Consider the following 26,076-nt stretch of genomic DNA (forward strand, 5'->3'; position numbering starts at 1 on the left):
ATCCAGCTGGATACACAACGATGCTTGATCACTGGCCCGCCCCCGTGCGCCGCACCCTGTTTAAACTGGTCGGTGTTAACTGGGCCGAGCAATTACTGAACGATGCCTGGCAAACCGGCGATGGCGACCTGCATGCCATGCTCGATACCCTGTTGCGCCGAAACCAATTTTCGCTGACTGCCGAGAACACCGACCTGCTCGATGACCTGGGCAGTTGCATTGTTGCCGGTAATCATCCGCATGGTCTCTTCGACGGGCTGGGCCTGGCCTGGCTGGCCAGTCGAACCCGGGTACCGACGCGCATCATGGCGCGTAATTTTCTGAACGTGTTTGGCCCGCTGCGCAAGGTGTTTCTGTCGGTCAACCTGGACAGCGAACGTCGCTCTCTGGGTGGCAGCAAAACACTGGCGGCCGCCAGCCAATGGTTGCAGGAAGAGGGGCGGCTGGTTATTACGCCGGCCGGCGGGCTGAGCCAGGCGCGACCATTCTGGGGGAACGCCACCGACCCCGCATGGCGTACCGGCATCATTCGGCTGGCTCGCGAGACCAATCGCCCCATCGTGCTGGTCGATGTGCAAATGCCACGCGCGCCTGTGCGCCAGCTGTTGCATCGCATTCACCCGGTGCTGCGAGCGATTGTACAGGTTTGGGCGTACCGGCTGGGCAGGCACCAGCACATTCACATGCGGGTCGTCGAGGTGATAGCGGTCAGTGAACTGCCGTCAGAGAGCAGCCTGGCAGACCAGGCTCTGTGGTTGCAAAACCGGTTGCATCTGGCCCAACAGGCCGGTTAAACCAACCCGATACTGAGTTTAGGGGGGCGTCGCGACCAGAATGCCGACAACAACAAACCGCTGACCAGGTGCCAGACACCCCAGAACGCGGTAATCAGCATCATGCCACCGAGATTCGGATAGAACGAAAACAGGATAATGAGCCCGAGACCCGAGTTCTGAATGCCGACTTCGAGAATGACCGCACGCCGCTGATCTTCAGGCAGTCGGGCCCAGGTGGCTGCTGCCCAGCCAAGGCTGAGTGCCAGAGCGTTGTGCACGATGACCAGCCCGGCAAAGGCTGTGGCATGTTCGAGAAAGAGCCCGCCATTGCGCGAAAAGGCAATTCCCACAAACACCAGGAAGATCAGCAGCGAGACCCAGCGCGCCGGCTTGTCAGCACGGGCCGCAAACCCCGGGAACTTGTGACCCACCAGCATACCCAGTGCCAGCGGCACCCCCAGAACCCAGCCAATCAACTGCACCATGGCCAGCGGCTCGACATTGATGGCCTGGACGATGGCCCGGGTTTCCGGTGCCAGAGAAGCATAAAAGGTGAAGTTCAACGGGGTCATGACAATTGCCGCGAGCGAAGAAATGCCGGTCATGCTGACCGAGGTGGCAACATGGCCACGGCTGAGAAAAGTGATGATGTTCGAGAAACTACCACCCGGACAGGCTGCGACCAGAATCATGCCCAGTGCCAGCGAGGGATCCAGAGACAATGCACGAGTGAGGGCGTAAGTGGCGGCCGGCAACAGAACAAACTGACAGACCAGACCAATCACCGGGGCTTTGGGCGACTTCAGTACGTAACGGAAATCGCTCATTTTGACCGACAAAGCCGCGCCAAACATCATGATGGCCAACATGAAGTTCAACATATCGAGGCTGGAAGGATCGAAAGCAATTTGGACTGAATCTAACACTCAGGACTCCTCAACGGGGTGTTTCAGGGCAAACAACAATGAGCCTGACCCGATTCTTCAACGGCCCGGCATCAGTGCCGGCAGCTCATTCGGCATAACCTAACAGTGTAGCGCTGGACTGGGATAACCACTATCACCGGAAGCCTTAGAGGGTAGCAATTCAACAAATTGGCTTCATACTTTACCTCGAACAGGCTTCCCGCCTTATTCAGAACATGGGAACCAAAGGAGCAATCTCGTGAAGTCACAAAAAACCGTATCGCTGGTACTTGGAAGTGGCGGCGCCCGGGGTATGGCTCATATTGGCATTATCCGCTGCCTCGAAGACCGGAACTACAAGATAACCAACATCGCGGGTGCCAGTATCGGCGCCCTGGTCGGAGGATTTTACGCGGCCGGGAAACTGGACCAGTACGAACGCTGGGTCTGCGCTCTGGAACGCACCGACGTCCTTCGCCTGCTCGACCTCTCCTTCAACGGCGGTGGCCTGTTCAAGGGTTATAAGATCATGGAGGTTCTAAAGCGCCAGGTTGGCGATGCGCAAATCGAGAACCTCCCCATCGAATTCACCGCCGTAGCAGTCGATATCGAACGCCAGCGGGAGATCTGGCTCAACGACGGCTCCCTGTTTGAAGCCATCAGAGGGTCCATAGCCATCCCCTCTGTCTTCAAGCCGCACCCCTACCGGGGCATGATGCTGGTCGACGGCGGCGTACTGAACCCAGTGCCGATCGCCCCCACACTGCGCACCCAGACCGACATGACCGTAGCGGTCAACCTCAACGGCCGCGCTGACATGCTGGGCAGAATGGAAAAGGCGAAACACAAGAAGCCGGTCAGACTCTCCCAAGAGGCGCAAAATACGGTACACCGCGCCATTAACCGCTTTATTGACCGCTGGTGGTCGGAAAAGGCCGACACCACAGAGCCCCAGAATCAATGGAGCATGCTCGAACTGATGAACCGCTCCATCGACACCATGCAGAACACCATTGCCCACATGAAGCTGGCCGCACACCAGCCCGATGTTCTGATTGAAATTCCACGGGGTGTGGGGGGCCTGTTTGACTATCACCTGGCCAGCGAGATGATCGAGGATGGCTATCAGCTGTGCGCCGCCGCACTGGACCGCTACGAGGCCAAGCAAGGCTTTGCCGACCTGACCGACGAAGAGATCGAAATCGGCACCGACGAGCTGTAAGACGTTTTTGGCAGTTCGCCTATGCCGACACCCGGTCCTCGCTGCGGCGCTCTTCGGGCACGCCCACATCCTCTTCTGACTCCGGGTGCAGCGGCAGTACGTTGGGCGAGGTGCGCACCATGGCCACGTATTGGCTTTCGTGGTCTTCCGGACGTTCGATGATGCGTGACCGAATCAGCTGTACGCTCAGTACCAGGCTGAACAGCGCCAGAGTGATCAGGTAATAGGCCGGCAAGCCACCGGCGCCCAGGTATTCGAGCGCCAGCCCCGCCGCCGCAGGCCCAATGAACGACCCGAAGCCATAGAGCATCAGCAAGCCACTGGAGCCGGCAACCAGATGGTCCTTGTGAATCCGGTCGACCAGGTGGGCTACTGATATTGGGTAGACCGCCAGCACCAGCCCGCAGAACAGGACCGACAGCGCCGTCATCAGGGTGCGTTCAACCGGTAAATACCAGGCGCTCAGCGCCATCCCCAGTGCCAGTAGAGTGCCGAGCACGAAGGTCACCAGAATGACACGGCGCCGGTCCATGCGGTCTGACCAGCGTCCAACCGGGTATTGAATCAGCGCGCCGCCGAGAATCGACAGGGAAATAAAGGCCGCCAGCTGATTTTCGGTATAGTCGAGGCCCGCCACGAACAAGGGTGTTAGCCCCCAGAAAGGCCCCATGATCAGGCCAGACACCACCACGCCAGTCACCGCAACCGGCGCAGCATCAAACAATTTCAGAATACTCATCGACGGCATGTCGACAGGCACATGGGGTTGCTGAAGACGCGTCCAGGAGACCGGCATGATCGCTGCGGTCACCAGAAAGCTGGCCAGCACAAACAGGGTGTAGCTGGTGGCGCTGTCGATGCGCAGCAACTGCTGGGAGGCCGCAATCGCCACCAGATTCACCAGCGTATAGATTGAAAACACCCAGCTGCGGTAGGCATCCTGAGTCTGGCCGTTCAGCCAGCTCTCGATCACCGTATACATTACGAACACACCGAACCCGGTAAAGAACCGGATCACCAGCCAGGCCAGCGGCGAAATAATAAGCACATAGGCCAGAATACTGCAGCCCAGCAAGGCCGTGCAGAAGGTAAAGCAGCGAATGTGACCCATGCGCTTGATCATCGTCGAGGCCATCAAGGTGGCCACCAGCGCCCCGAGAAAGTAGACCGACGTCAGGATACCCAGATATTGACCGGAAAAACCTTCAGCGACACCGCGCAACACCAGCAAAGTACTCAGCAGGCTGTTGCCCAGTAATAACAGGCAGATGCCCAAAAACAGGGCCATAATTGATACAAGAATTGAACGCATACCACTTCCGTACGGCTTTGGAACAGGGATTGAAACCCGGCAGTATAGACTAAACCGGGGCGAATCAAGCACGCTAAACGACGACAAGATTGAAGGCAGGTGACAACGTCTTAAATCACCTATATATTAGACTATACTAATCAAAAGGAGTCACCGCTATGAAGATCAATATGGGCTCGACCGACCGCACGCTTCGCCTGATCGCCGGCATCATCCTGATCGCGCTGGGGCTCACCGGTGTCATCGGCTGGTGGGGCATCATCGGCGTCGTGCTGGTGGCCACCGCCGTTGTGCGGGTTTGCCCCGCCTACCTGCCGTTTGGGCTGTCGACCTTGCGCAAGAAATAACAACCGACACTGTTCAGCGGTGATCGCTGTCCCAGTTAAACAACAGGGCGGCGATACCCAGAAACAAGGCTGTCATCCCGAGCAGGATCAGTAAGTGGTCACTCACATGCATCAGGCTTGCGCCTTCCGTCGTTATCTCCCGGGCGGCACTGACCAGGTGCGTCAGCGGCAAGGCATTGGCGATGGATTGCACCATGGGCGGTGCCCCTTCCAGCGAGAACCAGACTTGCGACAAGCCCATCATCGGCCAGGTGGCCATGTTCATCAGGCCGCCGGTCAGTTCCTCACTTCGCGACCGGCTGGCCACCGCCAACCCGAGTGAAATCAGCGCCAGAGCGCCAATGAACAGCGTCAGCAACAAGCTGAAGGCGTTGCCCAGCATCAGCGTCGACAAGGCCCAGTGACTGCCAAAATAGATGATCGATGCCACCAGCATCACCGTCAGCAGACGCGACAGGATCTGGGCCGACACAAACTCGAACGCCGACAGCGGCGTTGCCTTGAGCCGTTTCAAAACCCCATTCTTACGGTAGCGGACAATTGCATAGCCAACCCCGAACAGCGAACTGAACATGATGTTCATGCCGATGATGCCGGGCAGCACCCAGTCAACGTAGCGAATCGGCTCGCCCTGCACCACACGCCGGTTGAACTCCGGGTCAGCGTTTACCAGCAAGCGTTCGGCCACATAGCCATTACGGCTCTCTTCATTGACCCAGTAGAGCCTTCGGTCAAGATCCAGAACCAGGTCTATCTGGTGCCGCCGGGCCCGATTCAGCGCCAGGTCCAGCTCCTCGTAGGGCACAAACTGAATATGGCTGAGCTGCATGAAAGCCGGACGGGAGATGTAGGCATCATGCTCACTGATGACCCCAACCTTGAACATCGGCATGCCCTGGCCAAAAATAAAATAAAAACCAAACACCAGCAGAAACGGAAAGGCAAAGTTCCACGCGAGTGAACTCCGGTCACGCCAGAACTCCTTATTGCGGGCATTAAAGACGGCCAGCAGACGGCTCATCATTGCGGGATCTCCTTATGATCAGGCGCGTAGGGCATGGCCGGTGAGTTTAAGAAAAAGATCGTCCAGATTGGGGCTTTTAACCTGCAACCCTGTCAGCGAAACCTGAGCGTCGGCAAGCTGGCGTACCGTGGCGTCCACCGCCGTTGTCTGAATCTCGACCCGCTCCCGGTTTATCAGCATTTCAAAGGGCAATGTCTTCCCTTCGACCGCCGAGGCGGGCAAGTGCACCATCACGCCCTCAAAATGGCGATCCAGCAACTGCGCCGGAGACCCGCGCTCGACAATGCGCCCCTGATCCATAATGGCAATGTCATCGCAGAGGATTTCCGCCTCGTCCATGTAGTGCGTGGTCAGCACAATGGTCTTGCCACGGCGTTTAATGGCTTGCACCAGCTCCCAGAAATTCCGGCGCGACTGCGGATCCAGCCCGGTCGTCGGCTCATCCAGAAACACCAGGTCCGGATCGTTAATCAACGCCAGCGCCAGCAACAAACGCTGACGCTGACCACCTGACAATTTGCGCGCATCCCGGTTCAGAAACTCACCGAGTGAACACAACTCGACCAGTTCATCCCGATCAATGGTTTTCGTATAAAAGGCAGCAAACAGCTTCAAGGTCTCGCCCACCGTCAAATAGTCCTGCAGGGCCGTATTCTGAAACTGAATACCCACCCGCTCGAACGCTTTCCGTGAGGCCGGCTCACCAAAGAGTCTTACTTCGCCCGAGGTGGGTTTACTGATGCCTTCCATCATTTCAATGGTGGTGGTTTTGCCGGCACCGTTCGGCCCCAGAAGCCCGAAGCATTGCCCTTTAGCCACCGAAAAACTGATGCCGTCAACGGCCGTAAGCTGTTTGTAGCGTTTCACCAGATTGTGAACGCTGAGAAGATCGGTCATCGCACTGCCTTTTTAATGAACTGATGCGGAGTTAACCCCGGCAGCAAGCGCCAGCCGCCGGGGTTGCCTCTGTGGGGAAGTCCGCAACATGGACTAAAACGCCAGGAGCGTTTTAGCATGAGCGAAGCGAGCCCAAAGGGTGAATCCCATGGAAGGGATTCATATCCTGCGGCCTGGGCTCCAAGGATGGATCTAGGACGACCCCACAGAGGCAACCCCGGTGGTCGGCGCGACCCAATGCCACCCGACTAAAGCTGCCGCAGGTTACCCTGCAAAGGATTCGTCCGCTATAGCCGATAAGTCATTCCCGCCCGGGGGGTGCCAGTGCTAGACTGGCCAGTCTGCATTTAACCGACATCGGGACCGCCCAACTGAGCGCGGCGCATCAATCCCGTTGACGGTATTAACCATTGAGGACTCTGTGTGATCCCTGAGAAAGTATTAGTGGTCTCTCCCGCCCTGGCGGAAACCCTGGGATTGGAAGAGGCGCTATTGTACCAACTCCTGACTGAAATGGCCCTGTTGCTCGGGTCACGGGTCACCCTGACCGAACACCATCGACAGCAGCTGCTACCCTTCTGGAGCAGCGCCCAGCTCAGCGCCGTATTGCGTAGGGTTCAGGCACAGGGGCTACTGAGTGTGCATAATGAAGACCCCTGGCATGTGCACCTGGAAGACTTAGACGACAGCCTGGAACCACCCGAACCCTGGCCTGATGCGGAAACGGACGCCAAACCGGCAGAGGCTATACCGGTTGAGCGGGTTCCGGTTAGAAGCATGAACCGGCCAGCTCCTGCCCCAGAAACGGGCAACTCGCCGCAGTCAGGCATGAACGATGCCCGGCGCCGCAATCAGATGCAGGATGATCTGGCCTATCTGAAGCCCGAGAAACCCGACATGAACTCCGTGCGCGCCGAACGCACCCGGATGCATCCAGACTGGGAGCCCAGCCCTGAATTTCCCGGGTTGCTCTCGTTTCACGATATTCCACTGACTTATGCATTGGCGGAACTGCCAAAATTCAGACAGTATTATCAGGACAAAGACAGAGCCGAATTCAGCTGGGACGTCCGTTTTTTGAACTGGGTCCAGCGTTCCTGGCACGATCAACTGAACAACAAGGGCCGACATGAGCGAACCCAACAACACACCCAAGAGCCTGCAAACCCTGCTCGCGAAAAACGGGCTAAAGTCCGGGAAGCTCTCCGCAACATCCGGGACACCGACTGGTAGCGGCGGCGCGCTCGACCACGAGACCAAACTGCTGGTTAACATGATTTTCGCCCGCTTCCACCATATCTATACACACAAGTTCGAGAGCGCCTACGGCGATGAATCGACCCTGACACTGGCCAAGCGGGAGTGGGCCTACAGTCTGGCCGGAACACCTGCGCATCTGGTGGAGTACGCTCTGGAGCGCTGCAAACTCGAATTTGCCTGGCCTCCGACCATTGCCGACTTTGTTCAGCTTCTGCAACCTCAGCCCGAAGCTCTGGGTTTGCCAGGCATTCGCGAAGCTTATCTCGAGGCCTGCCAGAACAGTCATTCACCGGCCAACCGGCACTGGTCGCATGCGGCCGTGCACCTGGCGGCGCGGGATGTCGGTTTTTTCAGAATGCGCACAGAGGCCGAGCGTTACAGTTGGCCGCCGTTTGAAAAGGCGTATCAGGAAAGGGTGAATCAGGTGGCGCGCGGCGAGGAACTGGTGGTCAGCGAACCGGCCATCGCTCTGCCCGACCCGGATACCAGTGCGGAACTGAACCTGGTCAAAACACTCGAACAGGCCGGTGTTGAGGCGCCGGTCGCCTACAAGCTGGCCTACTATCTGGAAAAACCACCGGGTTCAGAGGTGCGGGAACGGTACCGGGAACACAGCCGCCAGCGGCTGGACGAGCTTGGCGTGACTATCACCTTGCCAGCATAGTGTCTTAACCGGCGCCGCGACCGCCTAACCGATCGGTGTTCGTTCTTTTACTGAGCCTCAAGCCGTACTCGAGCTCAGTTTACGGGTTCCATGAATCGGCTGCTGGCATAACCCACGCGTCCCTCGACCCGAATCCGGTTCCAGGTCCCCTGGGAGCCTTCAGGCTCCATCCAAACCCGCGCCCCCTCTCCCAGCTTGATGATGACATCAGACTCAGTGGAGGGTGCCTCACGCACGTTCAGAATCGAAGCGGTCACTTGCATCAGAACATCAGGTTCATCGGTCACCGGTTCAGCGGCTGAGTCCGCACCTGGCGCGGCTTCCGGTTCCGACTGTGACACCAGGCTTTGCGGCGACGCTTCGCCATCGGATGTCGCGACCGTTTCCTCAGGGTTGCTGACGTCGGTGACTTCTGCCTCCCCGGTGGATTCATCTTCTGGTGCTGCCAGCGAAGTCGCCTGCTCAGGGCTTGCCTCCGGCAAGGTTGACTGATCCAGTGTGCTGGCACCCAGAACCGATTCGGACGCTTGGCTTCCTTCAGATTCGTCCACAGAGGCGCTCGGGCTAATCGCGGGTAATGGCGCCCCCTGGTGCGACATTCTCGGGACCGGCTCACGCCCCAGCTGCGGCGGCCCCCAGACCAGAAACGCCAGAGTGCCCGCGCCCACCGCCAGACCTGCCACAAAGGCACTGGCAAGCCGGAAACGGCCACCGCTCCCGCCATCGTCAACATTGCTGGTCCGCCGAATCGGGTCGCTCATGCCGTACAAACGCCATTCGATCCGATCAAGATAACGCGGATCTTCAGGTAAAAGCGGGGCCCGTGTGACTTCTGTTGGTTGCTGTTCAAGTTCTTTCTGAACTTTTTTGCCAATATCGAGGATATGAAATTCAGGAACTTTCAGAACCCGGCCGAGCAACCGCAGTGCCAGAGGTACATGGCTGGGCAGGTCATGATTAACCAGCAACAATCGCCAGCAACTTTCGATCAGAAAAGGCAGTTGCTCTTTCGACAAGGTAGACGACAGCCATTGCAGGGCCTGCACATGATCGTCGATGTCTTTTTCTTCGAGGAAGATACGCCAGCGCTGACTCAATTCGTCATCGGTATAGGGCAGCGCTTCACGCAGGGTGGCTTCCAGGTGCATTTCACTGGTGGGGTAGACGAACGCAAGCCATTGCAGCGCAAGATGCACTGCAGCCTGGGTTGAGTCAGGGTGGTGCACCCAGAACCGGGGCGTGTCCATGTCGGGGCTCGTTGCTGATGTCATAGTTCCGACATTCAACCACTGGATGAGCCGGTGCGCAACCGCCTTAAACGCCTTTACACCGGGCCGGAGCTTCGTCAGGGCGGCGCTTGCCTCTTGCGTTCACCCATAAAAAAGCCCCGAACCAGTCGGGGCTTTGCATTGGGCTCAATTAAGCCGGTGGTTATTCTTCGACGATGACAGCGTCAGCGTCTTCGAAGCCTGCCTTCTCTTCAGCGGTCACTTCACGCATGGACAGCTTGACCCGGCCACGGTTGTCGACATCAAGAATCTTGACGATGACGGTATCGCCTTCGTTGATCTCGTCTGTCACCTTGGCAATGCGGCGATCGGCGATCTGGGAGATATGCACCAAACCATCCTTACCCGGCAAGAACTGCACGAATGCACCAAAATCAGCGATCCGCACCACCTTACCCTGGTAGACAGAGCCGGGTTCCGGCTCGGTCACGATCGACAGGATCTTATTGCGCGCCGCCAGGGCAGACTCTTTGGTCGGGGCGTACAGGCGTACGGTGCCGTCGTCCTGAATGTCGACCTGGGCGCCGGTTTCTTCAACGATGGCGCGAATGGTTGCGCCACCCTTGCCTATCACGTCACGAATCTTGTCGGTATCGACTTTCATGGTGTCCATGGTCGGTGCGTTGTCAGACAGCTCAGTCCGCGAGCTGGAGATCACATGCGCCATTTCACCCAGAATGTGGGTGCGGGCTGCGTGTGCCTGCTCCAGTGCGATTTCCATGATCTGCTCGGTAATGCCCTGGATCTTGATGTCCATCTGCAATGCAGTTACACCAACATCGGTACCAGCGACTTTAAAGTCCATGTCACCGAGGTGGTCTTCATCGCCCAAAATGTCGGTCAGAACGGCAAAGTCATCACCTTCCTTGACCAGGCCCATGGCAATACCGGCCACCGGACGCTTGATGGGTACACCAGCGTCCATCAGGGCCAGGGAGGCACCGCAAACAGAGGCCATGGACGACGAACCGTTGGACTCGGTAATTTCTGAAACCACGCGCACCGAGTACGGGAAGGTCTCTTCATTCGGCATCAGCGACAATACGCCGCGCTTGGCCAGGCGGCCATGCCCGATTTCACGACGGCCTACTCCGCCCATACGGCCGGCTTCGCCGACGCTGAACGGCGGGAAGTTGTAATGGAACATGAAGTTGTCGGTCATGGTGCCGTGCAGCATGTCTTCCATCTTGCCATCACGCATGGTGCCGAGGGTGGTGGTTACCAGCGCCTGGGTTTCACCCCGGGTAAACAGGGCTGAACCATGGGCACTGGGCAATACACCCACTTCCACTTCGATGGCGCGAACGGTCTTGTTGTCGCGACCGTCAATTCGAGGCTGGCCACTGACAATGCGCTCACGCACCAGCTTCTTCTCGACTTTGGCGAATACGCCTTTCACATCGTCTGCAGAGGGCTGGCCTTCATCATCACCGGCGAGCGCTTCAACCACTTCGGCTTTCAGCGTAGAAAGAATGCCGTAACGTTCCATCTTGTCGGAGACCTGATAGGCCTCGGTGATGCGCTGCCCGAATGTATTGTTGATCTGCTCGATCAAAGACGTCTTCTCGGCAGCCGGCTCAAACTCCCACTTCGGCTTGCCATTTTCACGGGCAAAAGCATCAATGGCAGCAACAGCGACCTGATACTCCTCATGGGCATACAACACGGCGCCCAGCATCTGGTCTTCTGACAGCTCATCCGCTTCTGATTCAACCATCAGTACGGCATCTTTGGTACCGGCAACCACCATGTTCAGGCGAGAATTTTCCAACTGGCTATAGGTTGGGTTCAGCAGGTAGCCGTTATCGTCTGTGTAGCCAACACGCGCTGCACCGATTGGACCAGCGAATGGTACGCCAGATATGGCCAGGGCGGCTGAGGTGGCCAGCATGGCACAGATATCCGGATCGTCTTCTTTATTGGCAGAGACGACATTCAGCACAACCTGAACTTCGTTCATGAAGCCTTTCGGGAACAGTGGACGAATCGGGCGGTCGATCAGACGCGAGGTCAGCGTCTCTTTCTCTGAGGGGCGACCTTCGCGCTTCAGGTAGCCACCGGGGATTTTACCGGCCGCGTAGTACTTTTCCTGATAGTGCACCGACAGCGGGAAGAACGGCTGGTCCGGGCGGGCTTCTTTCACGGCAACCACGGTGGCCAGTACAACGGTCTCATCGATGGTACACAGAACAGCACCGGTGGCCTGACGGGCTACACGGTTGGTTTCCAGGGTGACGGTTTTGCCACCGAACTCGAAGCTGTGTGATTTGGGTGTTAAATGACTCAATGGAGTCTCCTTATGATCGATCATTGTCAAAGATGGACGCCGATCCCAACGATGCTTCTATCACTGGGCTTTGCGGTTGCAGGTCGAAACGCTGCAAAGCCCAGTGATAGAAGCTCCTCAGGCAGGCAGTACCCGGCACTGGGAAGATATCGTTGTTCACGGTAGTCCTGATGTTTCACTGCCATTCGGCCATGCTACAAGTGCCAGGCACCAGCAGACCGGTCAACAGCGAGGGGAAGTTTAGCAACCTACGAGGCAAACAGGGAGCACAGTGCAGAAATGACAAGGGCCCCTGACAGGAGCCCTTGAAACACGAAGCTTAAGCTTAGCGACGCAGACCGAGACGCTTGATCAGGCTGGCGTAACGGGAAACGTCTTTACGCTTCAGGTAATCCAGCAGTTTACGACGCTGGTTTACCATGCGAATCAGACCACGACGCGAGTGGTGATCTTTACCGTGCTCTTTAAAGTGGCTCTGCAGACCTTCAATGTTCTTGGTCAGCAGGGCAACCTGGACTTCGGGTGAACCGGTGTCGCTCTCGCTGCCACCAAATTCTTTTACCAATTCTGCTTTTTGCTCGACAGTTAATGCCATGGTACAAACTCTCCACGAATATGCGTTCAATGTGAAATAGCCACCGTGCATATTAACAGTGACATTCCAGCCCCGGCCGCAAAGGCCAAAACCGGGCGGGATTATACATGACACTTCCCCAGGAACAAAGCGATGCGGTGACTGGGGTTCTTTCGAGGCTATGGGCCTCGACGGGTGGCAGGGGGGCTTATGCGGGGGCGCCGTGAATACCCCGAGACGTCGGACCGCCCTCTAGGCTTAACTTCGGCACCCATGCCTCAGATACCCCCGCATAAGCACCCCTACCACCCGTCGCTAGTCTATTGTGGATATTGAAACTTAAGCTATAAGACGAGCGGCGGGTGTCGGTTGTGCCTCTGGGGGGTAGTCCGCAGCAGGGATGCTGCGGTCTAGGCTCCACGGATGGATTCACGCCGATCCCACAGAGGTACAACCGGCATCCTCCGCGGGCCACTGCCACCTAATTAGGCCTAACTGGCAACCAGCCGTAACGGTTGCAATAAACTATCTGAAACCACCTCGCCCACACCTAGAAAACGACCACTTTCGTCGTCCTTAACCCGGTATTGACCGGGCTTTAGTTCCAGACCATCGCTGACCGGGTTGCCGTGGCTGAAGCGCCGTGTCTGGCCTTCGGTGAGGGTGATGACAGGTAACTCGGCGAGCAGGTCGTCGAGGCTGAAGAGGTGTCGGTCGAGGGCTTCGGGACCGTCAGCTTCCTGTTCGCTGATCAGCGCATCCAGCGTCACGGCGTTGTCCAGTGAGAACTGGCCGTGTTTTGTGCGTCGCAGCGCGGTTATGTGAGCGCCACAGCCGAGGGCCTGGCCAATGTCGTCAACCAGGGTTCGAATGTAGGTGCCTTTGGAGCAGTGCACATCCAATACCATCTCATCATCCACCAGGCTGACCAGTCTCAGACTGAAAATGGTCACCGGCCGGGGCTCTAGCTCTATGTGCTTGCCTTCACGGGCCAGCTCATAGAGCTTTTTGCCATCCCGCTTCAGCGCCGAATACATGGGGGGAATCTGTGCAATATCGCCAGTAAAGCGCTCCGCCAGCAGTACCTCTACCTCAGCGCTATCGAGCTCGGGAACCGGGCAGGTCTCGGTGACTTCGCCTTCGGCATCCAGCGTATCGGTACGTTCGCCCAGTTTGGCAACCGCTCGATAGGCCTTATCGGCTTCCAGTAAAAAACGGGTAAATTTGGTCGCTTCACCCAGGCAGAGGGGCAACAGGCCCGTTGCCAACGGGTCCAGCGCACCGGTGTGACCGGCTTTTTGCGCCTGGAACAACCAGCGCACCTTTTGCAGCACACCGTTTGAAGACCAATCCGATGGCTTGTCCAGCAAGATAACGCCGTCGATGGCGCGTCCTTTTCTGCGACGTGCCATGAATCAGGACGGGTCTTTGTCTGAAGACTGCTCGTCTGAAGAGCCTTCGTCTGCAGCGTCGTCGGTGTTTCTGGCTTTATCCTGACGCACGGCTTCGTTGATCAGACCCGACAACCGCGCACCCGACTCCAGTGTTGGGTCGTAATGAAAGCGCAGTAACGGCATGACCCGCAGCTTAAGCTCGCGAGCCAGGTTAGTACGCAAAAAGCCAGCGGCCTTGTTCAGTACCGCTTCCTGCTCACTGCGCTCGATATCGGCTTCGGCGGTTTCACCGAACACCATGCAGGTAAAATAAATATCGGCGTAGGACAAATCCTTGCTGACCTTAACGTCGTTCAGGGTCACCATGCCTAGGCGCGGGTCCTTCACTTCCTGCTGGATAATCACCGACAGGTCACGCTGCATCTGGTCGGCAATGCGCCGGATACGACTGTTTTCTTTGGCCATGATGTGGCCCTCTTGCGAATAGGGGAAATAACTCGGTTTATGTAACTCAAATTTCAGCGTTCGCAATACACTAAGTGCCAGGTGCCGGGTGTACCTTTCCGGGGAAGTCCGTAGCATGGATGCTACGGTCTAGGCCCCATGGAAGGGTTCACGCCGCCCCCGGATAGGTACACCCGGTGCCTGGCACGAACTCATGGCAACAAAGCAAACCCGAACGCGGAAACGTGCCTCTATAAAACAGACAACCCCGGACAAGCCGGGGTTGTTAGGAACCGGCTACGCATCAATCATCGATGGTGCGCGCAAATTCCTTAACATCAAAGACTTCGATCTTGTCACCGGCTTTAACGTCATTGTAGTTCTTGACGCCAATACCGCATTCCATGCCCTGACGAACTTCCTGGACGTCGTCTTTGAAGCGACGCAGAGATTCCAGCTCGCCTTCGTAGATGACCACTTCGTCACGCAGTACGCGAATGCGCTTGCTGCGGTGCATGCTGCCTTCGATGACCATACAGCCGGCCACTTGCCCGAACTTGGGCGAGTTGAAGACATCACGTACTTCGGCAAGGCCGACAATCTCTTCACGCAGATCCGGCGACAACAGACCGTTCAGTGCGGCTTTGACATCATCGATCAGGTTGTAGATCACGTTGTAGTAACGCAGATCCAGACCTGCCTGCTCGATCACTGTCCGGGCTTTACCGGTGGCACGTACGTTGAAACCGAAGACAACCGCCTGCGAGGTAATCGCGAGGTTAGCATCAGATTCTGAGATCGCACCCACGCCGCTGGCAATCACGTTCACCTTCACTTCTTCGTTGCCCAGTTTCTGCAATGAAGCGGTCAGGGCTTCGAGTGAGCCGCGAACGTCGGTCTTCAGTACGACGTTGAGCACCTTCTTGTCTTCGGAACCCATACCCTGGAACAGAGCATCGAGTTTCGCCGCCTGCTGCTGGGCATGTGCCGACTCTTTGGTGCGCATAGAGCGCATCTCGGCGACTTCACGGGCTGAACGCTCGCTTTCCGACACCACAAACTCGTCACCGGCATCCGGCGTACCGTTCAGGCCGAGAATCTCGACCGGAATGGACGGGCCAGCTTCCTCGATCTGTTTGCCGGTTTCATCCAACAAAGCACGCACTTTACCGTAGAAAGTACCGGCCAGAACCACATCGCCCTTCTTCAAACGACCGGACTGAACCAGAACAGTGGCAACAGCGCCACGGCCCTTGTCGAGGCTCGATTCCACGACGGTACCCTTACCCGGGCCTTCGTGGTGTGCTTTTAGCTCAAGCACTTCGGCCTGCAACAGAACCGCATCGAGCAGCTCATCGATGCCCTGACCGGTATGCGCCGACACCTGAACAAACTGGGTGTCACCACCCCAGGACTCGGGAATCACATCGCGCTGAGACAGCTCGTTGATCACCCGGTCCGGGTCGGCCGCTTCTTTGTCCATCTTGTTGATGGCCACAATCAGAGGAACGCCGGCCGCACGGGCGTGTTGAACCGCCTCTTCGGTCTGCGGCATCACACCGTCGTCTGCGGCAACAACCAGAATCACCACGTCCGTTGCCTTGGCACCGCGGGCACGCATAGCGGTAAAGGCCGCGTGACCAGGAGTGTCCAGGAAAGTAATCATGCCTTTCTCGGTTTCAACATGGTATGCCCCAATATGTTGGGTAATACCACCAGACTCACCGGATGCAACACGAGTACGACGAATATGGTCGAGTAAGCTTGTCTTACCGTGGTCAACGTGACCCATGACGGTTACAACAGGTGCGCGAGGTGACTCTTCACCGCTGTAGCTGACCTCCATCACATCGTCTTCCATGGCGTTTTCATTCACCACGGTATACTTGTGTCCCATTTCCTCGATCACCAGAATCGCGGTGTCCTGATCGATGGCCTGGTTAACCGTCACCATGACGCCCATCTTGAACAGAATCTTGACCACTTCAGCGGCCTTGACCGACATCTGACTGGCCAGTTCAGCCACGGTGATAGCTTCACCCAGTTGTACTTCGCGCACTACGGGTGCGGTCGGGCGCTCAAACTGGTGATCACGCTTCTTGTTACCACCACGCTTGGCGCGACGACGACGGCCCATGCCATCTCCATCGTCCAGTGCCGACAGCATCTGCTGATGCTTGTTGCCGCCACGACCGGTGTTAACGCGCTGCGCCACTTCCGCTTTCTTGCCGCCCTTCTTGTGACCGGCCTTGCGGCTGTCTGCAGCCGGGCCATCGTCCACCCGCATCGGGCGCTCAGCCGTCTTGTGCTTTTTCTTGTCGGTGGTGCGATCTTCCTTGGCCATTTTGGCCTCGGCGTCCGCGACCGCCAGTTGCGGATCAACCTCTTCCTCAACTTTCTTCGGTTGTACTTTTGAAGTGCGCGCTTTTTCAGCTTCGCGCTTGGCCGTTTCTTCACGCGCCTTCTCTTCGGCGGCACGTGCCCGTGCTGCTTCGAGTTTCGCGTCTTCTTCGGCACGACGACTGGCCGACGTATCGGCAGTCGCCACAGGGGCCGGCGTTTCAGTCGGTGCTGCATCGCCGCTGCCTTCAACGGCATCGCGCTTCATGTAAGTACGCTTCTTGCGCACTTCAATATTGACTGTCTTGCCGCGACCGCCACCACTGGTTTTCAACGTGGTGGTGACTTTGCGCTTCAACGTGATTTTCTTGGGGGCTCCGCTGTCTTCACCGTGACTTGTTTTCAAATACGTCAACAGTGTCTGCTTCTGGTCATCATTAACCGCTTCGCCCTCAGACTTTTGCGGCAGACCAGCATCGCTCATTTGTTTCAATAAACGATCAACGGGTGTACCAACGCTTTCCGCCAGTTGTTTAACGGTGACTTCTGCCATGGATTCCTCCTACCCGTGATTACTCATTCTCAAACCAAGGTGCCCGTGCTGCCATGATCAATTGGCCGGCACGTTCCTCGTCCATATCATCGATGTCCATCAGGTCATCGATACTCTGTTCCGCTAGATCTTCCATCGTGGCGATGCCTTTGCTCGCCAACAGGCGGGCCAGGTGTTCATCCATGCCATCCAGGCTCAGCAAGTCGTCACTGGGTGTTGCGGAATCCAGTTGCTCTTCACTCGCCAGTTCCAGCGTCAGCAACATATCTTTTGCGCGCTGACGCAGTTCGGTCACGATGTTTTCGTCAAACCCTTCAATGCCAAGCATTTCCTCTAGAGGTACGTAAGCGACCTCTTCCAGTGTGGTGAAGCCTTCCTCTGCCAGAATGGCAGCAATGTCTTCATCGACATCCAGCTTCTCTTCAAAATAGGTAACCAGGCGACCGGCTTCCTCTTCCTGTTTCTCGTCGGCTTCTTCCTCGGTCATCACGTTGATCACCCAGCCAGTCAACTCACTGGCGAGCCGAACGTTCTGTCCACTGCGACCAATGGCAATGGCCAGGTTGTCGGCGGCAACCGCGACATCCATGGTGTTGGTATCTTCATCCATTACGATGGAAGCTACTTCAGCCGGTGCCATGGCGTTAATCACCAATTGGGCCGGGTTGTCGTCCCACAAAATGATGTCGACACGCTCATTGTTCAGTTCGTTCGATACTGCCTGCACACGCGAACCGCGCATACCGACACAGGCACCCACCGGGTCGATACGACCGTCATTGGTTTTCACCGCAATCTTGGCGCGAGAGCCAGGGTCACGGGCACAACCACGAATTTCGATCACTTCTTCCTGAATTTCCGGCACTTCAATGCGGAACAGTTCGATCAGCATGTCGTTGCTGGCACGGCTCAGTTCGAGCTGCGGGCCACGGCCTTCAGCACGAATGTCCTGCAACACAGCGCGCACCCGGTCTCCAATGCGAAAGGTTTCACGCCCGATCACCGCTTCACGCGGCATTACGGCTTCGGCGTTGTTACCCAGGTCGACAATAATGTTGTCACGAGTCACTTTCTTGACCGTACCCAACACCATTTCACCAACACGCTCACGGTATTGCTCAACAATTTTTGCCCGCTCGGCTTCACGCACTTTCTGTACGATGATCTGCTTGGCTGCCTGGGCGCTGATGCGGCCAAATTCAGCGTTCTCGATCACCTCTTCGTAGGTGTCGCCCTCTTGCAATGTCTTGTCGACTTCATGGGCTTCCTGAGTGGTCCATTCGCAACCCAGGGTCGGAACGCCATCATTTCCCATCACAGTCCAGCGACGAAAGGTCTGGTACTCACCGGTCTTGCGGTCGATCACAACGTGAATGTCGATCTCGCCTTCTTCATCTTCGTCGAAGCGCTTCTTGGCAGCGGCTGCCAGAGCCAGCTCCATGGCATCAAAGATGACCTCTCGGGACACACCTTTCTCATTCGCTACTGCGTCCACGACCAGGAGAATTTCTTTACTCATCGTCTCAGCCTCTTGTTTGCCGGGCGGTTGACCGGGCTTTCCTTTCGGTTAATCGGTTTATTGCTTGTCAAAGTTCGGTATCAGGTTGGCTTTGTCGATGCTTTCGATCGGCAACAAATAGTCCATACCATCAACGGTCACGCAGATGTCCTGATCCTCTATCGCGGACAGCACACCTTTAAATTTACGACGCCCTTCAAATGGCGCACGCAAACGCACCTGAACCCACTCACCCAGATACGCTGAAAACTGTTCCAGACTGAACAAAGGACGATCCATACCCGGGGAGGAAACCTCCAGGGTGTAGTTCTGGCTGATCGGGTCTTCAACATCCATCACCGCGCTGATCTGGCGGCTCACTTCCGCGCATTGATCCACATTGATCCCCGCTTCGTGATCAATGTACACGCGCAGGGTGCTGTGTTTGCCCTGTGCTGAAAACTCCAGACCCCAGAATACAAAACCCAGACCGGTAATCACCGGTTCCAGCATTGCATTCAGTTCGTCGACCTTTGCCATTCAAACCCCTCTGTGAGCCCGGTTTCCGGGCCTGCCTGTTGCCAGTGGCGCTTGCCACTGACCTCTATTCGATGATGTTGTGCCCTTAGTTGACTTTTTCAGAGCCAAAAAAAGGGCAACTTTGGAACCAACGCCTTCCGTTGGCTCCGCAGGCCCAGATCGATAACACTGAGATCCCAACGGTTCCGCACTCGTGCGGTTCACGCAGGTGAGCTTCAAAACACGAAGCTCTACGGAAAACCGACCAGCCTGCTAACAAAAAGCCCCTGCTAGGAGGGGCTTCAAGTCGTGGTCTCGCAGACCAGTCTATGAGTCGGAAGGCCCTCTGGCTTCCGAGGGTCTGCAGACCCTACAACATACCTATCCGTGTACGTTGTTCGGTGAAAACCGCGTGATCGACGGTGACTTTCACCTATCTAAATGGTAGCGGCGGCGGGATTTAACCGGCCGGCGCTCCGGCTACGACCTTCGGAGCGCTTTCGCTTACCAACTTTCTAAATATGGTAGCGGGGGCAGGATTTAACCGGCCGGCGTCCCGGCTACGACCTTCGGGGCGCTCTCGCTTACCAACTTTCTAAATATGGTAGCGGGGGCAGGATTTGAACCTACGACCTTCGGGTTATGAGCCCGACGAGCTACCAGACTGCTCCACCCCGCAACAACACGTGTCCTATCAATCCGGACTATAAAACTTCGAGGAATTCACACTCCTCAGGCGGCGGCATTATAGGGATGCCCCGCCCGACTTTCAAGGCAAAGCCCGGAAAGTCCCCCAATAAAGAAAAAGGCCTGCTCGCACAGGCCTTTTAAGTGGTGCCGACGACTAGACTCGAACTAGCACGGGCATAAGCCCACCACCCCCTCAAGATGGCGTGTCTACCAATTCCACCACGTCGGCAAAAGCGCTCCCCGGTCGGGCTATTCCTTACTCGGCCGGTATATCCAAAGTATTCTGTTCGGGTGCGACTGGCGCTTCCTCGGTTTGCTCAACCGCAGGAATATCCAGACCCAGGTCATCAAGACCTTCTGCTTTTTGCTTGGCAATGTACGCCAAGCCAAAACTGGTCAGAAAAAAACCGGTCGCCAGTATGGCGGTGGTGCGGGTCAGAAAGTTGGCACTGCCACCACTGCCAAACACGGTTTGCGAGGCACCGCCACCAAAGGAGGCCCCTGCATCGGCGCCCTTGCCACGCTGAATCAGTACGAAACCGACAACACCCAGACCCAGCAGAACATGAACCACCAACACCAAATTTTCGATAGCCATTCGTTAAACCCCTTTCGCAGCCTGACAGATCGCAACAAACTCGTCGGCGAGCAGCGATGCTCCCCCTACCAGCCCGCCATCAATGTCGGGTTGCTGAAACAATTCCTGTGCACTGGACGCCTTGACACTGCCGCCGTAGAGCACCTGGCACTTCCCGGCAACAGACTCGGACGCCTGCGCCAACAAACCTCGAATAAACGCATGTACCGCCTGAGCCTGTTCGGGCGAAGCGGTCTTGCCGGTGCCTATCGCCCAAACAGGCTCATAGGCAATAACAATCGTCGCGAATGCATCAATGCCAACGACATCCAATACCGCCCGCAACTGGCGACCGACAACGGCTTTTGTCTGGTCAGCTTCGCGCTCGGCGAGCGTCTCGCCGACACAAAGCATCGGCACTACACCAGCGGCCAACGCGGCCTGAACCTTCCCGGCGACAACACTGTCGCTTTCAGCGAAGAGTTCACGACGCTCAGAGTGACCTACCAAAACGTAGTCGGCCCCAAAATCCTTCACCATTCCCAGTGAAATCTCACCGGTATAGGCCCCTTTCTCAGCAGCATGGACATTCTGAATACCATATCGAATGCCACTGCCGGCGACAGCCGATGCTACCTGATCCAGGTACACAGCCGGAGGAAACACAACAGCATCGACCGCTGCGGTATCGATTCCCTGTACAAATGCCGTCAACAAAGCGCTGTTTGCAGCCTTATCGCCATTCATCTTCCAGTTTGCGGCTACCAGTTTGCGTCGCATGCCTGACCTCCTTAAATCGGGCGCAGAGTGTACTGCCTTTCCACCGGCCGAGCAACAGGCTGTTTGGGAAAAACGGGGTTAAAACAACAGCTTACCCCATAAACCCCAGTGGCTGACCAGGCTATTCTTTGCAATTGGGGTGACTTTTTCCGGCAAATTATACCGCTGCAGCCTCGACCGCCGCCTTGACGACCCCGGCCAACCGCTCACAACTGCGTTTGACCTGACCAATGTCTTCCCCTTCGACCATGACCCGAACCAGCGGTTCAGTACCGGACGGTCGCAGCAGAATCCGACCTGCATCGCCCAACACCCCGGCCTGCACATCCAACTCGGCCTGTACTTCAGGCAACGCCTGAACATCCATCTTGTTCGGCATTTGCACATTGATCATGACCTGGGGGTACTTGCGCATGCCGGATTTGGCCTGAGACAGTGTCTGGTCGGCAGACTGCAAGGCGCACAGCACCTGCAATGCGGCGACAATGCCATCCCCTGTGGTGGTGACATGCTTGCATACCAGGTGCCCGGAATTTTCGCCCCCCAACACCCAGCCGCGCTGGTGCAACTGCTCCATCACATAGCGATCACCAACCTGTGCCCGAACCAGTTCGATGCCCTCTTTCCTGAGCGCCACTTCAAGACCCAGATTGGTCATCAGCGTACCGACCACCCCCCCCTGCAGACGATTCTGGCGGTGCAGATGAATGGCAAGCAGGTACAGCAACTCGTCGCCATCGACCAGCTCACCTTCATTGTCGACCATCAACACCCGGTCGCCGTCGCCATCAAAGGCGATACCCAGATCAGCCTCCTGCTCGAGCACGGCTCGCTGCAGACTGGCCGGATGGGTCGATCCCACGCCCTTGTTAATGTTCAGGCCGTCCGGCGTGGCTCCAACCAGGCTGACCCTGGCGCCCAACTCCCGAAACACCTTGGGAGCCACATCGTAGGTGGCGCCGTGGGCACAATCGAGCACGATGTGCAGGCCATCCAGGTTGAGGTAGCCCGAGGTACTTTTACAAAATTCCACATACCGACCACCGGCATCGTTGATGCGCACTGCCTTACCCAGCAAGTGACTCTCAGCCGTGGTCATCACCTTTTCAAGCTCGGCTTCGATGGACAACTCCACCTCATCCGGCAGCTTGGTGCCGTCTGCGGAGAAGAATTTGATGCCATTGTCGTAGTAGGGGTTGTGCGAGGCTGAAATGACAATACCCGCGTCAGCATGAAACGCACGGGTCAAATAGGCTACGGCTGGCGTTGGCATTGGCCCAACCAGCAGGATATCGCACCCGGCAGCCGACAAGCCGGCTTCCAGAACCGCCTCGAACATATAACCCGATATTCGGGTGTCTTTGCCGATCAGTATTTTGCTATGTCCTTCACTGGCGAACACCCGGCCAGCAGCCCAGCCCAGTTTCAATAGAAATTCAGGAGTAATGGCGCCGCTTCCAACCCGGCCCCGTATGCCATCCGTGCCAAAATACTGTTTTTCCTGACTCACTCGTTCTTCTCCTTGGTTTAAGGTGCTTTTGCCAAAGCCACCCCAAAAACACGACTTTTCTTACGCCGACTGGTGCAGGGCGTTGATCACGGCAATGGCATCTGCGGTTTCCGCCACATCATGCACACGCACGATGGACGCGCCGTTCATCGCCGCGGCAACAGCAGCGGCCAGGCTGCCATAAAGACGCTGATCGACCGGTTTGCCCAGTACATCGCCAATCATCGATTTGCGCGACAGCCCCACCAGCACCGGGCAACCCCAGCGGGTAAAGCGCTGCAAATGCTTCAGCAAACTGAGATTGTGGCCCAGTGTCTTGCCAAAACCAAACCCCGGGTCAACCAAAAGTTGCTGACGTTGCAGTCCGGCGGCCTCACAGGCGCTAATCCGTGCATCGAGGTAACGCTCAACCTCAGCAACCACATCGTCGTATTCCGGACTCATCTGCATCGTGCCGGGCTGGCCCTGCATGTGCATCAGACATACCGACAGGCCGGTCTCTACGGCGGCCTGCATGGCCCCTTCGCGAGACAGGGCACGGACATCGTTGATCAGGTGCGCTCCAGCTCGCGCGGCCTCCCGCATGACCTCCGGGGTGCTGGTGTCGACCGACAAGATCACCTCGGTGTCTTGCGCCAGCGCCTCAACCACGGGCACAACCCGGTCCAGCTCCTGCTGTACGCTGACCGGGGTGGCACCCGGGCGCGTGCTCTCGCCACCCACATCCAGAATACTGGCACCGGCCGACACCAGGCGCCGAGCCTGGGCCAGAGCGGCTTCGGCCTTAATGAACCGGCCACCGTCTGAAAAACTGTCGGGAGTCACGTTCACCACGCCCATAACCCGGGTAACGCTGAGATCCAACGAACGATCACCAAATAGCCAACCAGACCCGCTGGCGTGAGTACCCGTCATGAAGGCGACTCCTTTAAACAAATGCTTACATAAAAAAACGGCGCCGGAGCGCCGTTTCAAAATTTTTGCCGAGCCAGAGGCTTATTCGGTCTGGCCGTCCCGGTCCAGATCAGCCTGGTCCTGAGAGGGTTCAGCCGTGGTATCGGCAGGCTCGCCTGATTGTGCCTTGCCACCACCTGAATCCCGATCGTCCCAGCCTTTGGGCGCTCTTGGCTTGTTGCCGTTCATAATGTCGTTGATTTGCTCGGCATCAATGGTCTCATAGTCCATCAGCGCATCTTTCATCATTTCGAGCTTATCCCGATTGGCTTCGAGCAATTCACTGGCGGTTTTGTAACACCGGTCGAGAATACTCTTAATCTCCGAGTCAACCGCGCGAGCGGTTTCCGGAGACAGCTGTGCCATGGACGACTGACTGCCCAGATACCCCTGCTGTTCTTCTTCAAACTGCTGGGCACCCAGCTCACTCAGGCCCCACTTGGTCACCATGTTGCGAGCCAGTTGCGTCGCCCGCTCAATATCATTCGACGCACCCGTGGTCACGCCTTCCTTACCGTTGGTCATTTCCTCGGCAATTCGGCCGCCGTACAGCGAACAAATCTGACTTTCCAGCTGACGCTTACTGATTGAGTAACGGTCTTCTTCAGGCAAGTACATGGTCACACCCAGGGCACGACCACGCGGAATAATACTGACCTTGTAGACCGGGTCGTGCTCGGGTACCAGCCGGCCAATAATGGCGTGGCCAGACTCGTGATAAGCGGTATTGATCTTTTCTTTCTCGGACATGACCATGGATTTGCGCTCAGCACCCATCATGATCTTGTCTTTCGCCCGGTCGAACTCTTCCATCGACACGGTGCGCTTGCTGAGGCGTGCCGCAAAGAGCGCCGCTTCGTTGGCAAGGTTGGCCAGATCTGCACCCGAGAAACCGGGTGTACCGCGAGCAATCACCGACGCATCAACGTCGTCGCCCACCGGAATCTTGCGCATGTGAACTTTCAGTATCTGTTCACGTCCACGAACATCGGGCAGTGCTACTACGACCTGGCGGTCGAACCGACCGGGACGCAACAGTGCCGGATCAAGCACATCGGGCCGGTTAGTGGCCGCGATAACAATAATGCCATCGTTGACTTCAAAGCCGTCCATCTCGACCAGCAACTGGTTCAGTGTTTGTTCGCGTTCATCGTTACCACCACCGATACCAACACCACGTGAACGGCCTACGGCATCGATTTCGTCGATAAAGATAATGCATGGCGCCTGCTTCTTGGCCTGATCGAACATGTCGCGTACGCGCGATGCCCCCACACCAACAAACATTTCGACAAAGTCGGAACCGGAAATCGAGAAGAAGGGTACCTTGGCTTCACCGGCAATGGCTTTTGCCAGCAAGGTCTTACCGGTACCGGGCGAACCGACCATCAAGACGCCACGAGGAATGCGACCACCCAGACGCTGATACTTGCCCGGGTCGCGCAGGAATTCGACCAGCTCCTGGACGTCCTCCTTAGCTTCTTCAACACCGGCTACGTCTGCGAAGGTGGTCTTAATCTGATCTTCGCTGAGCATCTTGGCCTTGCTCTTACCAAAGCTCATCGGACCCTTGCCGCCACCGGCACCGCCCTGCATCTGGCGCATGAAGAACATGAACACAGCAAGAATGATCAGGATCGGGAAGGCAGCCACGAGCAACTGGGACCAGATGCTTTGCTGTTCCGGCTGCTTGGATTCCACTTCAACATTGTGCTCGATCATGTTGTCGATCAGCTCGGAATCATCCACATAAGGCGGCCGCACGGTCTCGAATGTTGAACCGTCGCGACGAACACCGTTAATGGTCAGCCCCTGATAAACCACAGACCGCACCTGATCCTGCTCTACCTGCTGCACAAAGCGGGAATAGCTCATTTCTTCAGAGGTGGCCGTCGTATCAAAATTGTTAAAAACGGCCAGCAGAACTGCCGCGATAATCAGCCATAGAACCAGATTTTTAGCCATATCGTTCAACTTTTACCCTCGTTGGCAGCCAGGCTGCGTAGGTCGTTTGTCTCCGTCCCGGCCTACCCTCGGGTGGCCAGAGACGGGTGCGCAACACCGGCGTGATGGTGTGATATCAGCCCGGTATCTACGCGTAAATTCGGTCAGCAGACTTATCCGGCTATTCGGAATAAGACCTGCCCTCAAGCCTCAAATGCCAACTGGCACAGACTTTTTGCACACCGAAATAATGGGGTGCAGTAATTAAATTGCAAGAACAACCGGGCTATCATCCCGATTGATCTGCAGCCTTGTC

22 protein-coding genes and 2 tRNA genes are annotated in these 26,076 nt (G+C 56.9%); 5 read left to right on the forward strand and 19 right to left on the reverse strand.

The features are described from left to right. The first annotated feature begins 20 nt into the window (after positions 1-20). Positions 21-794, forward strand: coding sequence for a 1-acyl-sn-glycerol-3-phosphate acyltransferase (locus ABJT94_RS03580; RefSeq protein WP_348474010.1), 774 nt, complete (start codon positions 21-23; stop codon positions 792-794). On the opposite strand, the gene ABJT94_RS03585 is transcribed toward ABJT94_RS03580, so the two are convergent. Then, positions 791-1,702, reverse strand: a complete 912-nt coding sequence (locus tag ABJT94_RS03585; RefSeq protein WP_348474009.1) for a bile acid:sodium symporter family protein — start codon at positions 1,700-1,702, stop codon at positions 791-793. The genes ABJT94_RS03580 and ABJT94_RS03585 overlap by 4 nt on opposite strands. Positions 1,703-1,940: 238 nt before the next feature. On the opposite strand from ABJT94_RS03585, the gene ABJT94_RS03590 reads away from it, so the two are divergent. Next, on the forward strand, positions 1,941-2,903 hold the full coding sequence (locus ABJT94_RS03590; RefSeq protein WP_348474008.1) for a patatin-like phospholipase family protein: 963 nt from the start codon (positions 1,941-1,943) through the stop codon (positions 2,901-2,903). Between the two features lie 19 nt (positions 2,904-2,922). Here the strand turns inward: ABJT94_RS03590 and ABJT94_RS03595 are convergent, their stop codons facing one another. Then, the gene (locus tag ABJT94_RS03595; RefSeq protein ID WP_348474007.1) at positions 2,923-4,215 is read right to left on the reverse strand and encodes an MFS transporter; all 1,293 of its coding nucleotides are present in this window, start codon (positions 4,213-4,215) and stop codon (positions 2,923-2,925) included. A gap of 158 nt (positions 4,216-4,373) precedes the next feature. Here ABJT94_RS03595 and ABJT94_RS03600 point away from each other — a divergent pair, with 158 nt between their 5' ends. Beyond that, entirely contained in the window at positions 4,374-4,562 is a 189-nt protein-coding gene (locus ABJT94_RS03600; protein ID WP_348474006.1) for a DUF2892 domain-containing protein, read from the forward strand. Positions 4,563-4,575: 13 nt separating this feature from the next. Here ABJT94_RS03600 and ABJT94_RS03605 read toward each other — a convergent pair whose 3' ends face one another. Both ABJT94_RS03605 and ABJT94_RS03610 read right to left on the reverse strand, forming a co-directional pair. Then, a complete protein-coding gene (locus tag ABJT94_RS03605) occupies positions 4,576-5,586 on the reverse strand; it encodes an ABC transporter permease (RefSeq protein WP_348474005.1) in 1,011 nt (336 codons plus the stop codon). Between the two features lie 18 nt (positions 5,587-5,604). Further along, positions 5,605-6,483 carry an ABC transporter ATP-binding protein gene (locus ABJT94_RS03610; RefSeq protein WP_348474004.1) on the reverse strand — a complete coding sequence of 293 codons (879 nt, stop codon included), beginning with the start codon at positions 6,481-6,483 and terminating at the stop codon, positions 5,605-5,607. A 423-nt stretch (positions 6,484-6,906) separates the two neighbouring features. Between ABJT94_RS03610 and ABJT94_RS03615 the strand changes: the two genes are divergently transcribed. Both ABJT94_RS03615 and ABJT94_RS03620 read left to right on the forward strand, forming a co-directional pair. Beyond that, positions 6,907-7,716: a DnaT-like ssDNA-binding domain-containing protein gene (locus ABJT94_RS03615; RefSeq protein ID WP_348483213.1), complete on the forward strand. Its 810-nt coding sequence runs from the start codon at positions 6,907-6,909 to the stop codon at positions 7,714-7,716. 40 nt (positions 7,717-7,756) lie between these two features. Then, a complete protein-coding gene (locus tag ABJT94_RS03620; RefSeq protein ID WP_348485111.1) occupies positions 7,757-8,407 on the forward strand; it encodes a replication protein P in 651 nt (216 codons plus the stop codon). A gap of 74 nt (positions 8,408-8,481) precedes the next feature. Here the strand turns inward: ABJT94_RS03620 and ABJT94_RS03625 are convergent, their stop codons facing one another. From ABJT94_RS03625 to ftsH, 15 genes are all read right to left on the reverse strand, one after another. Then, positions 8,482-9,678, reverse strand: a complete 1,197-nt coding sequence (locus tag ABJT94_RS03625; RefSeq protein WP_348474001.1) for a hypothetical protein — start codon at positions 9,676-9,678, stop codon at positions 8,482-8,484. A gap of 160 nt (positions 9,679-9,838) precedes the next feature. Next, on the reverse strand, positions 9,839-11,983 hold the full coding sequence (gene pnp / locus ABJT94_RS03630) for a polyribonucleotide nucleotidyltransferase (protein WP_348474000.1): 2,145 nt from the start codon (positions 11,981-11,983) through the stop codon (positions 9,839-9,841). A 325-nt stretch (positions 11,984-12,308) separates the two neighbouring features. Next, positions 12,309-12,578, reverse strand: coding sequence for a 30S ribosomal protein S15 (gene rpsO, locus ABJT94_RS03635; protein WP_127560569.1), 270 nt, complete (start codon positions 12,576-12,578; stop codon positions 12,309-12,311). 470 nt (positions 12,579-13,048) lie between these two features. Then, the gene (gene truB / locus ABJT94_RS03640; protein WP_348473999.1) at positions 13,049-13,969 is read right to left on the reverse strand and encodes a tRNA pseudouridine(55) synthase TruB; all 921 of its coding nucleotides are present in this window, start codon (positions 13,967-13,969) and stop codon (positions 13,049-13,051) included. Positions 13,970-13,972: 3 nt separating this feature from the next. After that, positions 13,973-14,416: a 30S ribosome-binding factor RbfA gene (gene rbfA, locus ABJT94_RS03645; RefSeq protein WP_348473998.1), complete on the reverse strand. Its 444-nt coding sequence runs from the start codon at positions 14,414-14,416 to the stop codon at positions 13,973-13,975. Positions 14,417-14,699: 283 nt separating this feature from the next. Then, on the reverse strand, positions 14,700-17,288 hold the full coding sequence (gene infB / locus ABJT94_RS03650) for a translation initiation factor IF-2 (protein WP_348473997.1): 2,589 nt from the start codon (positions 17,286-17,288) through the stop codon (positions 14,700-14,702). Positions 17,289-17,307: 19 nt separating this feature from the next. Then, positions 17,308-18,807: a transcription termination factor NusA gene (gene nusA, locus ABJT94_RS03655; protein WP_348473996.1), complete on the reverse strand. Its 1,500-nt coding sequence runs from the start codon at positions 18,805-18,807 to the stop codon at positions 17,308-17,310. A gap of 57 nt (positions 18,808-18,864) precedes the next feature. Continuing rightward, positions 18,865-19,326: a ribosome maturation factor RimP gene (rimP, locus tag ABJT94_RS03660; protein WP_348473995.1), complete on the reverse strand. Its 462-nt coding sequence runs from the start codon at positions 19,324-19,326 to the stop codon at positions 18,865-18,867. 581 nt (positions 19,327-19,907) lie between these two features. After that, positions 19,908-19,984: transfer RNA gene (locus tag ABJT94_RS03665), tRNA-Met, on the reverse strand. 153 nt (positions 19,985-20,137) lie between these two features. Continuing rightward, a tRNA-Leu gene (locus ABJT94_RS03670) sits at positions 20,138-20,224 on the reverse strand. Between the two features lie 27 nt (positions 20,225-20,251). After that, positions 20,252-20,593 carry a preprotein translocase subunit SecG gene (secG, locus tag ABJT94_RS03675; RefSeq protein ID WP_181952738.1) on the reverse strand — a complete coding sequence of 114 codons (342 nt, stop codon included), beginning with the start codon at positions 20,591-20,593 and terminating at the stop codon, positions 20,252-20,254. Between the two features lie 3 nt (positions 20,594-20,596). Next, positions 20,597-21,352, reverse strand: coding sequence for a triose-phosphate isomerase (gene tpiA / locus ABJT94_RS03680; protein WP_348473994.1), 756 nt, complete (start codon positions 21,350-21,352; stop codon positions 20,597-20,599). Positions 21,353-21,509: 157 nt separating this feature from the next. After that, positions 21,510-22,862 (reverse strand): phosphoglucosamine mutase, encoded by a 1,353-nt coding sequence (glmM, locus tag ABJT94_RS03685; protein ID WP_348473993.1) that lies wholly within the window; start codon positions 22,860-22,862, stop codon positions 21,510-21,512. A gap of 60 nt (positions 22,863-22,922) precedes the next feature. After that, the gene (folP, locus tag ABJT94_RS03690; RefSeq protein WP_348473992.1) at positions 22,923-23,777 is read right to left on the reverse strand and encodes a dihydropteroate synthase; all 855 of its coding nucleotides are present in this window, start codon (positions 23,775-23,777) and stop codon (positions 22,923-22,925) included. Positions 23,778-23,858: 81 nt separating this feature from the next. Further along, the gene (ftsH, locus tag ABJT94_RS03695) at positions 23,859-25,781 is read right to left on the reverse strand and encodes an ATP-dependent zinc metalloprotease FtsH (RefSeq protein ID WP_348473991.1); all 1,923 of its coding nucleotides are present in this window, start codon (positions 25,779-25,781) and stop codon (positions 23,859-23,861) included. Positions 25,782-26,076: the final 295 nt, after the last annotated feature.

The sequence above is a fragment of the Saccharospirillum sp. genome (assembly GCF_039982735.1).
Taxonomy (GTDB): domain Bacteria; phylum Pseudomonadota; class Gammaproteobacteria; order Pseudomonadales; family Natronospirillaceae; genus Saccharospirillum.

Excerpts from the sequence above, each read along its gene's own strand:
- ABJT94_RS03580 (WP_348474010.1), top strand. The coding sequence starts at position 21 with ATGCTTGATCACTGGCCCGCCCCCGTGCGCCGCACCCTGTTTAAACTG.
- ABJT94_RS03595 (WP_348474007.1), bottom strand. The coding sequence starts at position 4,215 with ATGCGTTCAATTCTTGTATCAATTATGGCCCTGTTTTTGGGCATCTGC.
- ABJT94_RS03600 (WP_348474006.1), top strand. The coding sequence starts at position 4,374 with ATGAAGATCAATATGGGCTCGACCGACCGCACGCTTCGCCTGATCGCC.
- ABJT94_RS03605 (WP_348474005.1), bottom strand. The coding sequence starts at position 5,586 with ATGATGAGCCGTCTGCTGGCCGTCTTTAATGCCCGCAATAAGGAGTTC.
- ABJT94_RS03610 (WP_348474004.1), bottom strand. The coding sequence starts at position 6,483 with ATGACCGATCTTCTCAGCGTTCACAATCTGGTGAAACGCTACAAACAG.
- ABJT94_RS03620 (WP_348485111.1), top strand. The coding sequence starts at position 7,757 with ATGATTTTCGCCCGCTTCCACCATATCTATACACACAAGTTCGAGAGC.
- ABJT94_RS03625 (WP_348474001.1), bottom strand. The coding sequence starts at position 9,678 with ATGACATCAGCAACGAGCCCCGACATGGACACGCCCCGGTTCTGGGTG.
- rpsO (WP_127560569.1), bottom strand. The coding sequence starts at position 12,578 with ATGGCATTAACTGTCGAGCAAAAAGCAGAATTGGTAAAAGAATTTGGT.
- truB (WP_348473999.1), bottom strand. The coding sequence starts at position 13,969 with ATGGCACGTCGCAGAAAAGGACGCGCCATCGACGGCGTTATCTTGCTG.
- rbfA (WP_348473998.1), bottom strand. The coding sequence starts at position 14,416 with ATGGCCAAAGAAAACAGTCGTATCCGGCGCATTGCCGACCAGATGCAG.
- infB (WP_348473997.1), bottom strand. The coding sequence starts at position 17,288 with ATGGCAGAAGTCACCGTTAAACAACTGGCGGAAAGCGTTGGTACACCC.
- nusA (WP_348473996.1), bottom strand. The coding sequence starts at position 18,807 with ATGAGTAAAGAAATTCTCCTGGTCGTGGACGCAGTAGCGAATGAGAAA.
- rimP (WP_348473995.1), bottom strand. The coding sequence starts at position 19,326 with ATGGCAAAGGTCGACGAACTGAATGCAATGCTGGAACCGGTGATTACC.
- secG (WP_181952738.1), bottom strand. The coding sequence starts at position 20,593 with ATGGCTATCGAAAATTTGGTGTTGGTGGTTCATGTTCTGCTGGGTCTG.
- tpiA (WP_348473994.1), bottom strand. The coding sequence starts at position 21,352 with ATGCGACGCAAACTGGTAGCCGCAAACTGGAAGATGAATGGCGATAAG.
- folP (WP_348473992.1), bottom strand. The coding sequence starts at position 23,777 with ATGACGGGTACTCACGCCAGCGGGTCTGGTTGGCTATTTGGTGATCGT.
- ftsH (WP_348473991.1), bottom strand. The coding sequence starts at position 25,781 with ATGGCTAAAAATCTGGTTCTATGGCTGATTATCGCGGCAGTTCTGCTG.